Genomic DNA, 12,852 nt, shown 5'->3' on the forward strand with positions numbered 1-12,852 from the left:
CATGACTGCCATGCCCCTTACCCCGTTGCCGCGCACGATGCTTGAGCCGATGATCCGCTGCGCTCTGGATGAAGATCTCGGTCTGGCGGGCGATGTCACCTCTGCCGCCGTCATTCCACCAGATCACCGATCCGAGGTTGTGGCGCGCGCGCGCCAACCCGGTTGCATCGCCGGTCTGGACTGTGCGGAACTTGCCTTCGCCTTGGTTGATCCGGCCATCACGGTGACCCGCCATGTGAACGACGGAGACTCGGTTTCGAGCGGCGCGCCGATTGCAACATTCCAAGGGCCGTCCCGCAGCCTGTTGATCGCTGAACGAACCGCGCTCAATTTCATGGGCCATCTCTCGGGAATTGCCAGCGCGACCGCTGATCTGGTGCGCCGTGTCGAAGGCACGCGCGCCTCAATCGCCTGCACCCGCAAGACAACCCCGGGTCTGCGCGCGCTGGAAAAATACGCCGTGCGCGCGGGTGGAGGCATGAACCACCGCTATTCCCTAAGCGATGCGGTGCTCATCAAAGACAACCATGTCGCCATCGCCGGAGGCGTCGGCCCAGCCCTGACAAGCGCGAAACAAACGGTCGGCCATATGGTCAAGATAGAGATCGAGGTCGATACACTCGCGCAGTTGGAGCAGGTTTTGGAGATCGGTGCCGATGCCGTGCTGCTCGACAACATGACCCCGACCACATTGCGCGAGGCAGTGGGTATGATTGATGGGAGAGCTATCGCCGAAGCCTCGGGCGGGATCACACCTGACAGCGTGCGCGCTGTCGCTGAAACCGGGGTTGATCTGATTTCCATGGGCTGGATCACCCACAGCGCACCCTGCCTTGATATCGGTCTGGATTTCGTCGCAAGTCACCCCTGAAAACACTGGCCGCAGAATACTGGACACTGCGGCCTTCGCTGGCCCAGAGGGTAAGCTTCCCCGATATTTGGAATACAACAAGTCATAGAGTCGAGGGTTTCATGGATCCGATTGGACCTGGTCTCTTCTCGTCCAGAGAGGGCGGTCATCCTCAGAAGATGCTTACCCGGTAGGTCTACGTCTTGGATACGTAGGCGATACCAGTGATCATCCAATTGCTGAGAAGTTCTTTGCGCTCGGGACTTTGCGGACGCCGCTGATCTTGTCCGCAGCGAGAACGATATTTTTCTGGTGGTATAGTGGTGATCGAGGTCCTTCGGGACCCGCCGTGTGAAGTACAAGCCCCCTGCTTTCACAAATGAGAAGGGAACGGTTTTGTTCTCCAGCATGTACTACGCCCTTGGTCGGTTCCAGTTAAAGCTGAAGGGAAACAGTAGCTTACCTGTTGGGAATGGTGCCCGGGGGCGGAATCGAACCACCGACACGAGGATTTTCAATCCACTGCTCTACCCCTGAGCTACCCGGGCACGGGAATGGCAATTGCCATTGGGTGGAGGCCTTCTATGACTTGCACCAAGCGGTGTCCAGAGGCTTTTTGACATTTTTTCAGTGCGGACGGCGGGGGATGTCTTCGGGTTCGGAAATCGTGTCCTCGGTATCCTCTTCGCGCTGCGAGGGCACGGCGTAGGATCCGTTCAGCCACTTCGCCAGATCCAGATCCGCACAGCGTTTGGAACAGAACGGGCGGTATTTGGAAACCGTCTTTTCCTGACAGATCGGGCAAGTCATTCCAGCACCTCACTCAAAGGGATGCGCCCACGTTTGCGTTGTAGCTCGAAATGGCCCAGCGGCGTCCAACCTGCGAGCGTCGTTTCGATCCCATCCGCCTTGAAAGCGGTGCGTAGGGCTTGCTCCAGACCACGACGGTCTTTCTTGGGCATCGGAGCCATGTCGATCGTGATTTGACCGCCTAGACCGCGCACCCTCAGGGCGCGTGGAAGGGTCTTGGCGCAGGCGAAATTGGCTTTTGTACCGGCTGCGAGCGAAGTGTCGGCGCCGGTATTCACATCCACTGCAACAAGCGCGCGGGTGGGTTCGATGTATAGATGCCCTCCGCCTGGCAGAGGCTCGGCAATGCCGCGGGCAATGTCCAGAGCGTCCAGAACACCGTGATGTTCGAAGCCTCCGGCCTCGGTCACGACATCCGCAGGGTCGGTCCAGTCTCGCCAGGCCAGGATATGAGGGCCGTCGCCCTCGGCCAGGGTTTCAGGCTCGGTGCCCGGATCGTTCAGGACCTGTTCGGCCTGCGACAGCATGGCACCGATGTCTTCGGAGATGTCATCTGCATCCGCACCAACGCAGCATGACCGCAGAATCAAGCCGTAGGTGCTGTCGCCCATGACCTCATGGGCGATTTCCAGCAGGCGGTCGCGCTCATCCTCATCCTTGATGCTGCGCGAGATGTTCAAGCCCGGAGCCTCAGGAGTCACGATCGCATAGCGGCTTTTGAACAGTACGCGGTCGGTGACCGGAACGGCTTTGCCCGGCTCGGCAAAACCTGTCACCTGCACCAGCAGAAGCGCTCCGGGTGCGAGGCCCTTGACCTGACGCAGAAAGACGGGCCCATCCGGAGTGGTGAGGAACATGCCGCCTTGGCCTTTGACCGGGCGATCCGCGCGGGCCCGGTAGATCGTGCCGGGGGGCGGTGCGTCTCCGGCGATCAGAAAATCGTCGAGCTTGCCGTCGACCATCAGTGCGGCTGCTTCGCGGCCTTCAAAATGGTCCAGAACGATTGTGCGGCCTTTCATGGCGCCTCTCTGTACAATGGGTAGCCGATTGCCTGCAAAAGTGTGGCAGTCTCTGAAAGGGGCAGGCCCACGATGCCGGTGAACGATCCGGAAATCCAGGGAATGAACGCCCCGGCCGGGCCTTGGATGGCATAACCACCCGCCTTGCCTTGCCAGTCATCCGTCGCAAGATAGGCGTTCACCTCGACATCCGACAAGCGTTTCATCTTGACCTGAGAGACCACGTCACGCTGCAACACACGGTTTCCGCAGCGCACCGCGACCGAGGTCACGACCCGGTGCCGACGCCCGGACAGAGCATGCAGAAACTCGGCCGCTTCTCCTGCGTTTTCGGGTTTGCCCAGAATGCGACGCCCCAACGCCACCGTGGTGTCCGCGCACAAGACGATATCCGCACGATCCGCCTGAACTGCCTGCGCTTTTTCGCGCGCAATTCGGCTGCAATAGGGAACCGGAAGCTCACCCTTCAAAGGCGTTTCGTCGATGTCAGGAGGGCGTACGGCATCGGGCTGCAAGCCAAGCTGCGCCAGCAGGTCCAGCCGCCTTGGGCTGCCCGATCCGAGGATAAACGCCATAAGGTAGGGCGTTACTTGAAGCGGTAGTTGATCCGACCCTTGGTCAGATCGTATGGGGTCATCTCGACCTGAACTTTGTCGCCGGCCAGAACACGGATGCGGTTCTTGCGCATCTTGCCTGCCGTATGTGCGATGATCTCATGGCCGTTTTCCAGCTCGACCCGAAACGTCGCATTAGGCAGGAGTTCCTTCACGACACCGGGAAATTCGAGCGTATCTTCCTTGGCCATGTTGTCTCCATCATTACGTTGCACTCGCAGAATCTGCGAGGATGTGCGCTTAAATGAGCCTATTTTTCCCTTATTTCAAGGGCGGAATCATTAAAGCGCGGAGAATGTGACAGATTCGACTCGGGGAGATTGCTCGTCCCAATGGGTGCGATTCAGGACATGCCCGTCGGCGCGGACATCGGCGATCGCGCTTAGGTCGATATCGGCATAGGTCCAGCCCGGTTGGTTCAGTGTCCCTTCGGCCAGAACGCCGGTTTGCGGAAAGCCCTTGTCAGGCGGGCCAAAAATGCCTCCCGTCCCGGTGTTCATATCCACGGCCTCGGACCAGTCATTGTTCCCCACCAGCGATGCCATGACCGTAACGCATTGATTTTCCAGGGCACGCGACATCGCCCCAATGCGCACGCGCCAATATCCGGACAGCGCTTCGGTGCAGGAGGGGACAAGGATCAGATCCGCATCGCTCAGGGCGCGGCCTAGCAGGGGGAATTCGCTGTCATAGCAGATCAGTACGCCGATCTTGCCCAATGCCGTGTCGAACAGTTTGAGAGGGCCGCCGGGGACGATATCCCATTGCTCGCGCTCGAACCGGGTCATGATCTGCTTGTCCTGATGATCTTGACGGCCGTCCGGAGCATAAAGTTCAGCCCGGTTCACCGGACGCCCCACACCTGCCGCAACCGGGGCCGAGGCCCCGAGGATGTATGTCCTGTATTCCTTCGCCAAGCGCTGGTGCAGGTTTTGCACATCCTCCATCCGGTCCGAGACCGCCTGGATCGACCACTCCAGATCGCCGGCCACGTCGGCCCCGTCCAGTGTCGAAAGTTCCATGGCGCCGTATTCGGGAAAGACCAGTAACTCGGCCCCGTTCCCGACGGCCCGCGTCACCCAGGCGTTCAACTTGTCCTCATACTGCGCCCAACTGTCGAGCCAATCGAGGTCGTAGGCGGCGGTGGCGACTCTCATCGATCTGTCCTTCGATATTGATTTGTCGGGACACTAAGTGACGATGGCTGGGCGTGTACAGGCCCGACCTTTCGGTCTGATGAAACGACGACAAAGTGAATTGGAGGTCTCAGGCCCATGTGGTTTATTCGCACCCGGAGGGCACCATGCAAAAACCTGAAAGCTTCGAGAAGTTCTATTTCGCCAAGGTCGGCATGGGTGAGGCCTGCGGCTGCGCGGAACGTGTCATTGACGTCTATGAGTTCAATCGCAAAGGCGGCGCCCAGAGCAAAGACAGCGTGGTCCCGAAAAAGCGCAAGACCAGGTCACTCCGCGGCTGGGCCGTCAAATACGGTTTGATCAGTCGAAGGCGTCAAGGTTGAGAAGTAGAGATTTCTGAAGGCCTTGATTGGCATCACAACAACGGTGTTGCGTGCGCCTTTAGAGAATGGCAACCATCGCGCATGGTTCGAATTGCATTTCACATTCTCATCGTTTTGGTTTTAACGCTTCTGACACAAATTGGCGGCATCGCTTGGGTGATTTCACGTTTCTTCAAACGGCATCTATTGGCATTTCTAGCCACCTACGCAGCTCTTTCTTTGGCAAGCATCTGGATCGCGCCGCATTTCGGGCGCGTGGCGCTGAGTTGTTCGAAAGAGGGTCCTTTAGAAGTACAAAGTTGGATGTACTGTGCGTTGAACAGAAACTACGTCTCTCCGGAGATGTATGACGTCCTGACCAGCACTGCGGAGGAAATGGACAAAAGGCATCCGGGCACAGTTACCGTTGTGCTTGACGCCAACTTTCCCTTCTTAGATGGATTTCCGCTGCTGCCTCATCTGTCGCATGATGACGGGGAAAAGGCAGACCTTGCATTCTACTACGCGGGCGAAACGGGTTATTTGAAAGGCGCGACGCGTTCACCGATCGGCTATTTCGCGTTCGAACAGGGGCCAAAAGAGTGTTCAAAGACGTGGCCCACACTCAGATGGGATTTCGATGCGCTGCAACCCCTCTGGCACGACTACGGCATCGATGAAGACCGCAACCGATCCGTGCTAGAGGTTCTGGTCGAAGATGACCGTGTCGGGAAAGTCTTTGTCGAGCCCCACCTTGTGGATCGCTTGGGCGCTTCGCATCCGAAAATCAGGTTCCAAGGGTGTCGCGCGGCGCGCCATGATGATCATATCCACTTTCAGTTGTAGGCCGGATTCCATCTCTGTGTCGATGCTCACAAATCCCGGATCCAAAACTGCAATGGCTTGAGCGTCTCGCCTTCGTCCCCGACATCTTTCCACGAGAATTGAGCGATCACGCCAGGCAATGGCTCGTAGCCGCGGGATTTCCAGAACGTATCAAGTGGGCGATAGGTTGCGGGCCGCATAGGGTGATCGGCTGGGCGTTGCACGCTGCAGAAGGCACATTTGGTGAAACCCTGTGCGCGGGCGTGGGCCTCGCGTTGGTCGAAGAATTTGTGACCAACGCCTTGGCCTCGGTAATCGGACAGAAGGACGGATTCGGCACAGTAGAAAATCTGTGACAGGTCCAGGCTTGTACTTTTAAACGCGGCGGCAAAATCGTCGGCGTGGTCGGTCAAAGGCGCGCCCGTCGAGGCTCCGATAAGGCGGTCATTGTCGAAGGCGCCGACAACGATGGCCTTGTCGCTGTCGCGATAGGATTGCAGATAGCTGCGCTCGTATTCCAGGTCGCCGTCATAGAGGTAAGGCCAGGCCCGAAACACCTCGATCCGCAGGCGCGCGACGTCGTCCAGAGCGGCCTCGAGGGCTGCACCGGTCAGGGGCCGGACGGATGTGACCTCAGCCATTCGAGACCTGTTTGGTCCAGTCCGCAAGGTTGTAGAACGTGGTCACGCGGGTGATCTTGCCGTCGTGCAGGTCAAAGAACGACCCTGCAGGCAGGCGATAGCCCTGGCCATGCGCTTCGGGCAGGCCTTCGTCGGTTTCCAGATAGGTGCCGTTCACGATGAATTCGGCCGCGGCGCGGGTGCCACCTTGGGCATCGAACACCACGATATCGGTCAGGTTCTCTTTGTAGCAGCGGTTCATATGGGCGCAGAAGGCTGCGAATTTCTCTTTGCCGACGCGGATCTGGCCTTCGTTCACATGATGGGCCACGTCATCGGACAGACAGGCCAGCATGCCATCGACATCACCGGCGTTGAAGGCGTCGAAATAGGTCTTCACGGTCTGGTTCATAGGTCACTCCGTTGGTTCGCCCCAGCGGTCTTTCAGATGCTTGATGATCTGATCGCGGGTCTGTCGGTAGTGATGTAGCTTTGATTCCCGCGTCTCGCCCATCCCGGTAGGGTCCATTATTGGCCAATAATCGACATCGAGGTGGAAAATCCGGGTCAGCTCCAGCGCTTTGCGCTGACTGGCCGGGGACAACGCTACGATCAGGTCGAACGAGCTGAGATCGTCGCCCCATTCCTGCATCTCGTCAAAGGATCGTGTGCGGTGGCGGGACAGCTCAACACCCATTTCCTGACAGACCGCGATGCAGAAGCCGTCAATATCCAGATCGTTGCGAACGCCAGCGGATTGCACATAGGTCCCGGTGCCGTAGAACTTTTTCATGATGCCTTCGGCCATCGGAGACCGAACCGAGTTGTGGTCGCAACAGAACAGAATGGACTGCGGCAGAGGCGTCACCCGTTAGCCTCCGAAATGTAGCACGCAGATCAGCGTGAACAGGCGTCGGGCGGTGTCGGTGTCTACGTCGGCCTTGCCTTCCAGCCGTTCCTGCAGAACCCGGCTGCCTTCGTTGTGAATGCCGCGCCGGGCCATGTCGATGGTTTCGATCTGGCTGGGCGGCAGAGATTTGACCGCGTCAAAATAGCTTTGGCAGATCTGGAAATAGTCTTTCACCACCTGCCGAAACGGCCCGAGGGACAGGTGGAATTCAGCCGCTTTCTGGCTGTCTTCGGTGCTGATATCAAAGACCAGACGTTTGTCGCGGATCGAAAGCTGCAGGTGATACGGGCCGTCGGGAATGGCGCGATCATCCCGCTGAGGCAGGTCAAAGCTGTTTTCCTCAAGCAGATCATAGATGGCGACCTTGCGCTCCTGCTCGATCTCAGGGGTCGGCGGGGGCAGGTTCCGGTCATCCAGTTCGATATGCGAGATACGAGTCATTTTAACGGTCACAATCCTTCACGTCTGCTCAGACCTATAACAATGGATTTCAATGGGCAACGCACAGAAACGCCACAAGCTGGCGATCTCTGCGTCCCATCAGCCGTTCAGCCGGTTCAGACGTGCAGTGACGGACAAACCATGCGCCTCGAGGCTTTCCGATTGCGCCAATGTCTCAGCCGCGGGGCCGATTGCACGTAGGGCTTCGGGGGTCATCTGGCTGAGGGTGGTACGCTTGAGGAAATCCATCACGCTAAGGCCGGATGAGAACCGCGCCGAACGTGCTGTCGGTAGCACATGGTTGGGGCCGCCGACATAGTCTCCGATGGCTTCTGGAGTGTACTGTCCAAGGAAAACCGCGCCTGCGTGGATGGTCTTCTCGCTCAGCGTCACCGGGTCGGCCACGCAGAGTTCCAAGTGTTCTGGCGCGATGCGGTTCGACAGTGAGGCGGCCTCATCCAGATCACGTACGGTGATGATCGCGCCAAAGTCGCGCCAGCTGGCGCCGGCGATGGCGCGGCGCTGTAGGGTCTCAAGGCGTTTTTCGACGGCCAGCGCCACGGCCTGACCGAACTCGACATCATCCGTGATCAGGATCGACTGCGCGCTTTCATCATGTTCGGCCTGGCTAAGCAGGTCCAGCGCGATCCAGTCGGGCTCATTGTCCTTGTCGGCGATCACGAGAATCTCCGAAGGACCCGCGATCATGTCGATCCCGACCTTGCCGAACACCCGGCGTTTTGCGGCAGCGACAAAGGCATTGCCCGGGCCGGTGATCTTGTCGACCGGAGCGATGGTTTCGGTGCCATAGGCCAGCGCGGCGACGGCTTGCGCGCCGCCGATACGGTAGATCTCATCCACACCGGACAGTTGCGCGGCCAGCAGGACCAGCGGGTTTGCCTGCCCGTCGGGCGTAGGCACGACGATGGCCAACCGCTCAACCCCTGCCACCTTGGCCGGAATCGCGTTCATCAAAACGGATGAGGGGTAGGAGGCCAAACCGCCCGGCACGTAAAGGCCCGCCGCCGAGACAGCCGACCAGCGCCAGCCCAAAGTCGCGCCGGCTTCATCTGTCCACTGGTGATCCTCAGGCATCTGCTTTTCGTGGTAGGCGCGGATACGCTCTGCCGCCAGTTCCAGTGCGGCGCGGTCTTCCGGGGTCACCTGTGCGACGGCTTCGGCGATCTCATCAGACGCAAAGGCCAATGTCTCGGGGGTCAGCTCCAGCCGGTCGAATTTCGAGGTCAGCTCGATCACCGCCGCATCGCCACGGCTACGGACATCGTCGATGATTCCAGCCACAACCGCATCCACATCCGGGCTGTCTTCGCGCTTGGCCGACAGCAGCGTTTGAAAGGCGGCCTCAAACTCGGGCGAGGTGGTGTCGAGGAAAACGGGCATGATCTGGCACTCCGGAGCGTTTCACGGGGACATATCGTCCGTAAGGGTTGGTCTCAACCCTTCTCGGCCGGGTGCAGCGATTTGCGCAGGGGGAATTGGGTCATCCCGTGCCACTCTTCCACATCGCCCGCCGAAACCCAGCCATATCTGAGGTAGAAGGCCCGTGCTGTGTGGGTTGCATCCAGATAGGCCTGTGCGCAGCCCTGATCCGCCAGCTCCTGCTCCAGCCGGGCCAGCAGGGCCCGCCCGATACCACGCCGTACATGGCTGGGATCGACATAAAGCAGTGAGATCATCGAACCGTGGCGCAGCCCTCCGACGGCCACGATCTGTCCGTCTAGCTCAGCCACCCAGATATCCGAGCCGATTTGTATCCAGCCGCGAACGGTCTGCGGGTCTTTGTTGGCGGTCCACAGCGCCACAAGTCCGGGGTCTTTTTGGTGATCCGCCGCGCAGAGATGGGTGATCGAGCGGATCAACACCTGGCTGATCTGGAACACATCGAACACGGTCGCACGGCGCAGCTCCAGACCCGAGGCGGGTCCAGAGAAGGCCTGCGATATGCCGCGTTTATTCTGGATGATGCGGTGCCTGGCCCGAGGGAGCCTGATAGGGGCGCGTCACGTCTTTCAGAGTGGCTTCAATTGCCTCGACCGTCAGGCGGATCGCGCCGTCGCCCGCAAGGGTCAGCAGGATCTGGCCTGCGCCGTCCTCGCCTGCCTCGAAATCGACCGAGAGCAGCGACATCACCATATCCGTGTCGCGGCGGTCGATCCCTTGACTGGCGACCGACAACACCGAGTCGAACACAAGAACCGACTGCACGCGCTCAAATGGGCGGTCGCGGCGCGTGGCGGCATCCTTGTCCTCCCACCTAAAGCGGTTCAGCAACAGCCCGAAACGGCGCTGCGAGGGTTGCCACTTCATCTCGGTCACTGGGAACACCGCATCCTGCGCAAGCGACGAGATCACCTGCAGGTCATCACCGTCTTCGGCGCCCAGATTCAGCGGCGCTTCGCGGCCGTCTTCAAAACTTGCGTCTGTCATTCGCCCTTGATCCGTTCGATTTTGGCACCCACGCCTTCCAGCTTGCGCACCACATGCTCATATCCGCGGTCCAGATGATAGACCCGGCTGACAGTTGTTTCGCCTTCTGCCGCCAGACCCGCCAGTATCAACGAGACCGAAGCCCGCAGATCTGTGGCCATAACCGGTGCGCCTTTCAGCTGCTCAACCCCGGTGACCGTGGCCGTCCCGCCATGCACCTCGATCTGCGCGCCCATGCGCGTCAGCTCCGGCGCGTGCATGAAGCGATTTTCGAAAATACGCTCCTCCAGAACCGAGGTCCCTTCGGCAGTACACATCAGCGCCATCATCTGCGCCTGCAGGTCGGTCGGAAAGCCCGGGAAAGGCTCGGTGACCACGTCCACGGCCCGCACGCGGCCATTCTTGCGCGCAACTTTCAGGCCTTTTTCGGTTTCCGAAACGCTGACGCCCGCGGCTTCGAGTTTTTCCACGAAGGAGCTGACCAGCGACATGCGCCCGCCCAGCAGTTCTACCTCGCCACCGCAGATCGCAGGGGCCAGCATATAGGTTCCCAACTCAATCCGGTCTGTCACCACCTGATGGGTGGCACCATGCAGGCGGTCGACGCCCTGAATTTCGATCGTCGAGGTCCCTTCGCCCGAGATCTGAGCGCCCATCTTGCGCAAACACTCCACCAGATCGACAATCTCGGGCTCGCGCGCTGCGTTCTTCAGAACAGTGGTGCCTTTGGCCAGGGTTGCAGCCATGACGATGTTCTCGGTCGCCCCGACCGAGGCAAAGCGCATCTCGTGCACCGCGCCCTTCAGCCCTCCCGAGGCCTTGGCGTGCAAATACCCGTCTTTCAGTTCAATCTCGGCGCCCAAGGCCTCGAGCCCTTCGACATGTAGGTCCATCGGTCGCGCGCCAATGGCACAGCCACCCGGCAATGACACGACCGCCTGCCCGAAGCGCGCCAGCAACGGCCCCAGCACTAGATTTGAGGCCCGCATCTTGCGCACGATGTCATAGTCCGCCGTCTGGCTGGTCAGATCATGGCTGGACATCGCTATCACCTGACCGTCCTGCAGCGCGGACACCTCAGCCCCCAGCGATTGCAGCAGCGCTGTCATGGTCTTGATGTCGCTGAGGCGTGGCGCGTTGGTCAGCGTCAGCGGTTCTTCGCTTAGTAGCGTCGCGGGCATCAGCGTCAGGCACGCATTCTTGGCCCCCGCAATCGGTATCTGACCGTTCAGCGGCCCGTTGCCCGTCACCAGAATCGAATCCATCTGCTCTTATCCCTCGTCCTTGTCGGCTTTGTCATCCGAGGCCGCCCGCGCCTTGGCCTGCGCCTTGCGCCGAGCCATGTTGGCCTTGAGCGCTGCTTTCAGCCGCTCTTCCCGCGCATCACCGGATTTGCCGTGTTTTTTAGGTGTATCTTTATCTGCCATGGTCTTTCTCTACAGGAGGCGAAAAAAACCGTCCAGACACCCTTGCGCCGCGTTTCGTTTGAGTCTAATCACCCGCCCACGATGCTGCTGTAGCTCAGAGGTAGAGCACTCCCTTGGTAAGGGAGAGGTCGAGAGTTCAATTCTCTCCAGCAGCACCATCTAATCACTCTTGTTTTATGGCTCCCCTTGTATTTTAGGGTGTGACGCCGCCGTGTCTGGTACATGGAGGTGGTACATTGAAGCGAGTGAAGATAGTGCCGAACCCTGTCTTACGAGATAACGGGACCTATTACCTGTGGGTTGCGGCTCCTGCAGACGTCGCGAAAAAAGCACAGGAGACGTTCTTGACTATCCCCATCGGTGACACCACAACGCGAGCCAAGATCAACACTAATGCCAAAGCGTATCTGAGGACGAAAGAACTGACGGAAGCGCGGAAGCGGTTCCCAGCAGCATTGGCCGCAGTTGAAGCCCACTGAGACAGCTTGAGGAGAGGGCCAATTGAGTTGAGCCACAAACAGGCACTGGCACTTGCTGGCGAGGTGCGGGCAGCGTTCGTGGCGGTCTTCGGCGAAAACCCCGGTGAACCCCAGATGTGGCAGGACGTTTCGAAGCGGAAAGCGTTGGTTCAGAAAGGGCTGGTCAACGAGTTGGAGGTGGAAATCGACGACTCACTGAAGACACAAACAACACTCGAGGCGAGGTTCGGAGGGCTTGTTGATGCGGCTCTCGGCAAGCGCCACCTGAGCATCACTTCAGCTTCGCGCATGAAATTACTGGGCCACTTGTCAACTGCAATGAACGAAGCGTCAGCGGTCAATGAGGCAAAGGCGTTTGGCGATTACTCAGACATCGGCCAGACGGACAAATACCCTGAATACGTTGAGCCGAAGGCACAGGAAAGAGAAAATGAAAATGGCGATACCAGCAAAACCCTAGGGTCAGGACCCATTGATTTCCGCTTTGCTGCTTGATTCACGGTTCGAAAATCGAGCGGTGACCATGTCTGATCTTTTCTGGCTGACGGATGCGCAGGTGGCGCGTCTTGAGCCTTTCTTCCCCAAGTCCCACGGCAAACCACGCGTTGATGATCGACGTGTGTTGAGCGGCATTGTCTTCATTAATCGCAATGGGTTGAGATGGCGCGATGCCTCTTCGGCGTATGGCCCACACAGTTGAAGGGGATCGTGGCCCCAGTGGGGCCACGTAAGCCCCGGAAACGCTCTATAACCGTTGGAAGCGGTGGAGCGTCAAAGGCATCTTCGCCCGGATGATGGCTGGTCTGGCTGCCGAACACGGTGAAGAGAAGACTGTGATGGTCGATGCCACCGACCTGAAGGCCCACCGTAACGCAAGCCTTTGGGTGTCAAAAAAGGGGACGTGGACGCCT

Annotated in this window: 20 protein-coding genes, 2 tRNA genes and 1 pseudogene; 7 read left to right on the forward strand and 16 right to left on the reverse strand. The window is 59.2% G+C overall.

What is annotated here, in order from left to right; all coding sequences use genetic code 11:
• The first annotated feature begins 1 nt into the window (after window position 1).
• Entirely contained in the window at window positions 2-871 is an 870-nt protein-coding gene (gene nadC / locus ACR0NO_RS18055; RefSeq protein WP_480724948.1) for a carboxylating nicotinate-nucleotide diphosphorylase, read from the forward strand.
• Here the strand turns inward: nadC and ACR0NO_RS18060 are convergent.
• The 7 genes from ACR0NO_RS18060 to ACR0NO_RS18090 all read right to left on the reverse strand — a co-directional run bounded on the left by ACR0NO_RS18060 (window position 862) and on the right by ACR0NO_RS18090 (window position 4,450).
• The gene (locus tag ACR0NO_RS18060) at window positions 862-1,260 is read right to left on the reverse strand and encodes a DUF6538 domain-containing protein (protein WP_480724949.1); all 399 of its coding nucleotides are present in this window, start codon (window positions 1,258-1,260) and stop codon (window positions 862-864) included. The genes nadC and ACR0NO_RS18060 overlap by 10 nt on opposite strands.
• A gap of 63 nt (window positions 1,261-1,323) precedes the next feature.
• A tRNA-Phe gene (locus tag ACR0NO_RS18065) sits at window positions 1,324-1,398 on the reverse strand.
• 79 nt (window positions 1,399-1,477) lie between these two features.
• Window positions 1,478-1,660: a DNA gyrase inhibitor YacG gene (locus ACR0NO_RS18070; RefSeq protein WP_170379863.1), complete on the reverse strand. Its 183-nt coding sequence runs from the start codon at window positions 1,658-1,660 to the stop codon at window positions 1,478-1,480.
• Window positions 1,657-2,679: a ribonuclease E/G gene (locus tag ACR0NO_RS18075; protein WP_480724950.1), complete on the reverse strand. Its 1,023-nt coding sequence runs from the start codon at window positions 2,677-2,679 to the stop codon at window positions 1,657-1,659. Before ACR0NO_RS18075 ends, ACR0NO_RS18070 begins: the two co-directional genes overlap by 4 nt.
• Window positions 2,676-3,254, reverse strand: coding sequence for a Maf family protein (locus ACR0NO_RS18080; protein WP_480724951.1), 579 nt, complete (start codon window positions 3,252-3,254; stop codon window positions 2,676-2,678). The genes ACR0NO_RS18075 and ACR0NO_RS18080 overlap by 4 nt, the downstream gene beginning before the upstream one ends.
• A gap of 11 nt (window positions 3,255-3,265) precedes the next feature.
• Entirely contained in the window at window positions 3,266-3,484 is a 219-nt protein-coding gene (infA, locus tag ACR0NO_RS18085; protein ID WP_005978431.1) for a translation initiation factor IF-1, read from the reverse strand.
• Window positions 3,485-3,574: 90 nt separating this feature from the next.
• On the reverse strand, window positions 3,575-4,450 hold the full coding sequence (locus tag ACR0NO_RS18090; protein WP_480724952.1) for a carbon-nitrogen hydrolase family protein: 876 nt from the start codon (window positions 4,448-4,450) through the stop codon (window positions 3,575-3,577).
• A gap of 146 nt (window positions 4,451-4,596) precedes the next feature.
• Here ACR0NO_RS18090 and ACR0NO_RS18095 point away from each other — a divergent pair, with 146 nt between their 5' ends.
• Together ACR0NO_RS18095 and ACR0NO_RS18100 are read left to right on the forward strand one after the other, a co-directional pair.
• Window positions 4,597-4,812, forward strand: a complete 216-nt coding sequence (locus tag ACR0NO_RS18095) for a hypothetical protein (RefSeq protein WP_170462965.1) — start codon at window positions 4,597-4,599, stop codon at window positions 4,810-4,812.
• 81 nt (window positions 4,813-4,893) lie between these two features.
• On the forward strand, window positions 4,894-5,637 hold the full coding sequence (locus ACR0NO_RS18100; RefSeq protein WP_480724953.1) for a hypothetical protein: 744 nt from the start codon (window positions 4,894-4,896) through the stop codon (window positions 5,635-5,637).
• Window positions 5,638-5,663: 26 nt separating this feature from the next.
• On the opposite strand, the gene ACR0NO_RS18105 is transcribed toward ACR0NO_RS18100, so the two are convergent.
• From ACR0NO_RS18105 to ACR0NO_RS18145, 9 genes are all read right to left on the reverse strand, one after another.
• Complete coding sequence (locus tag ACR0NO_RS18105; protein WP_480724954.1) at window positions 5,664-6,257, reverse strand: GNAT family N-acetyltransferase; 594 nt, start codon at window positions 6,255-6,257, stop codon at window positions 5,664-5,666.
• Window positions 6,250-6,648 carry a ketosteroid isomerase-related protein gene (locus ACR0NO_RS18110; RefSeq protein ID WP_480724955.1) on the reverse strand — a complete coding sequence of 133 codons (399 nt, stop codon included), beginning with the start codon at window positions 6,646-6,648 and terminating at the stop codon, window positions 6,250-6,252. Before ACR0NO_RS18110 ends, ACR0NO_RS18105 begins: the two co-directional genes overlap by 8 nt.
• A gap of 3 nt (window positions 6,649-6,651) precedes the next feature.
• On the reverse strand, window positions 6,652-7,104 hold the full coding sequence (locus ACR0NO_RS18115; protein ID WP_170462968.1) for an arsenate-mycothiol transferase ArsC: 453 nt from the start codon (window positions 7,102-7,104) through the stop codon (window positions 6,652-6,654).
• A 3-nt stretch (window positions 7,105-7,107) separates the two neighbouring features.
• Window positions 7,108-7,587, reverse strand: a complete 480-nt coding sequence (locus tag ACR0NO_RS18120) for a UPF0262 family protein (protein ID WP_170379879.1) — start codon at window positions 7,585-7,587, stop codon at window positions 7,108-7,110.
• 99 nt (window positions 7,588-7,686) lie between these two features.
• Complete coding sequence (gene hisD / locus ACR0NO_RS18125) at window positions 7,687-8,988, reverse strand: histidinol dehydrogenase (protein WP_480724956.1); 1,302 nt, start codon at window positions 8,986-8,988, stop codon at window positions 7,687-7,689.
• 53 nt (window positions 8,989-9,041) lie between these two features.
• A complete protein-coding gene (locus ACR0NO_RS18130; protein ID WP_480724957.1) occupies window positions 9,042-9,497 on the reverse strand; it encodes a GNAT family N-acetyltransferase in 456 nt (151 codons plus the stop codon).
• Window positions 9,498-9,558: 61 nt separating this feature from the next.
• Window positions 9,559-10,035, reverse strand: coding sequence for a DUF2948 family protein (locus tag ACR0NO_RS18135; protein ID WP_170470878.1), 477 nt, complete (start codon window positions 10,033-10,035; stop codon window positions 9,559-9,561).
• Window positions 10,032-11,300 (reverse strand): UDP-N-acetylglucosamine 1-carboxyvinyltransferase, encoded by a 1,269-nt coding sequence (gene murA / locus ACR0NO_RS18140; RefSeq protein WP_480724958.1) that lies wholly within the window; start codon window positions 11,298-11,300, stop codon window positions 10,032-10,034. The genes ACR0NO_RS18135 and murA overlap by 4 nt, the downstream gene beginning before the upstream one ends.
• A gap of 6 nt (window positions 11,301-11,306) precedes the next feature.
• Entirely contained in the window at window positions 11,307-11,462 is a 156-nt protein-coding gene (locus ACR0NO_RS18145) for a hypothetical protein (RefSeq protein ID WP_170379886.1), read from the reverse strand.
• A gap of 83 nt (window positions 11,463-11,545) precedes the next feature.
• Here ACR0NO_RS18145 and ACR0NO_RS18150 point away from each other — a divergent pair.
• From ACR0NO_RS18150 to ACR0NO_RS18165, 4 genes and pseudogenes are all read left to right on the forward strand, one after another.
• Window positions 11,546-11,620, forward strand: a tRNA-Thr gene (locus ACR0NO_RS18150).
• Window positions 11,621-11,806: 186 nt separating this feature from the next.
• Window positions 11,807-11,941 carry a hypothetical protein gene (locus ACR0NO_RS18155; RefSeq protein ID WP_480693498.1) on the forward strand — a complete coding sequence of 45 codons (135 nt, stop codon included), beginning with the start codon at window positions 11,807-11,809 and terminating at the stop codon, window positions 11,939-11,941.
• Window positions 11,942-11,968: 27 nt separating this feature from the next.
• Window positions 11,969-12,436 (forward strand): hypothetical protein, encoded by a 468-nt coding sequence (locus ACR0NO_RS18160; protein WP_480724959.1) that lies wholly within the window; start codon window positions 11,969-11,971, stop codon window positions 12,434-12,436.
• A 28-nt stretch (window positions 12,437-12,464) separates the two neighbouring features.
• Window positions 12,465-12,852, forward strand: a pseudogene (locus ACR0NO_RS18165) (transposase); the annotation flags it as partial.

Source organism: Ruegeria sp. CL3 (assembly GCF_056536505.1).

What these genes read in the sequence shown, in the direction of transcription:
- ACR0NO_RS18075 (WP_480724950.1), bottom strand. Translation starts at nt 2,679, where the DNA reads ATGAAAGGCCGCACAATCGTTCTGGACCATTTTGAAGGCCGCGAAGCA.
- ACR0NO_RS18120 (WP_170379879.1), bottom strand. Translation starts at nt 7,587, where the DNA reads ATGACTCGTATCTCGCATATCGAACTGGATGACCGGAACCTGCCCCCG.
- ACR0NO_RS18095 (WP_170462965.1), top strand. Translation starts at nt 4,597, where the DNA reads ATGCAAAAACCTGAAAGCTTCGAGAAGTTCTATTTCGCCAAGGTCGGC.
- hisD (WP_480724956.1), bottom strand. Translation starts at nt 8,988, where the DNA reads ATGCCCGTTTTCCTCGACACCACCTCGCCCGAGTTTGAGGCCGCCTTT.
- ACR0NO_RS18105 (WP_480724954.1), bottom strand. Translation starts at nt 6,257, where the DNA reads ATGGCTGAGGTCACATCCGTCCGGCCCCTGACCGGTGCAGCCCTCGAG.
- infA (WP_005978431.1), bottom strand. Translation starts at nt 3,484, where the DNA reads ATGGCCAAGGAAGATACGCTCGAATTTCCCGGTGTCGTGAAGGAACTC.
- ACR0NO_RS18080 (WP_480724951.1), bottom strand. Translation starts at nt 3,254, where the DNA reads ATGGCGTTTATCCTCGGATCGGGCAGCCCAAGGCGGCTGGACCTGCTG.
- nadC (WP_480724948.1), top strand. Translation starts at nt 2, where the DNA reads ATGACTGCCATGCCCCTTACCCCGTTGCCGCGCACGATGCTTGAGCCG.
- murA (WP_480724958.1), bottom strand. Translation starts at nt 11,300, where the DNA reads ATGGATTCGATTCTGGTGACGGGCAACGGGCCGCTGAACGGTCAGATA.
- ACR0NO_RS18060 (WP_480724949.1), bottom strand. Translation starts at nt 1,260, where the DNA reads ATGCTGGAGAACAAAACCGTTCCCTTCTCATTTGTGAAAGCAGGGGGC.
- ACR0NO_RS18110 (WP_480724955.1), bottom strand. Translation starts at nt 6,648, where the DNA reads ATGAACCAGACCGTGAAGACCTATTTCGACGCCTTCAACGCCGGTGAT.
- ACR0NO_RS18070 (WP_170379863.1), bottom strand. Translation starts at nt 1,660, where the DNA reads ATGACTTGCCCGATCTGTCAGGAAAAGACGGTTTCCAAATACCGCCCG.
- ACR0NO_RS18145 (WP_170379886.1), bottom strand. Translation starts at nt 11,462, where the DNA reads ATGGCAGATAAAGATACACCTAAAAAACACGGCAAATCCGGTGATGCG.
- ACR0NO_RS18135 (WP_170470878.1), bottom strand. Translation starts at nt 10,035, where the DNA reads ATGACAGACGCAAGTTTTGAAGACGGCCGCGAAGCGCCGCTGAATCTG.
- ACR0NO_RS18090 (WP_480724952.1), bottom strand. Translation starts at nt 4,450, where the DNA reads ATGAGAGTCGCCACCGCCGCCTACGACCTCGATTGGCTCGACAGTTGG.
- ACR0NO_RS18100 (WP_480724953.1), top strand. Translation starts at nt 4,894, where the DNA reads ATGGTTCGAATTGCATTTCACATTCTCATCGTTTTGGTTTTAACGCTT.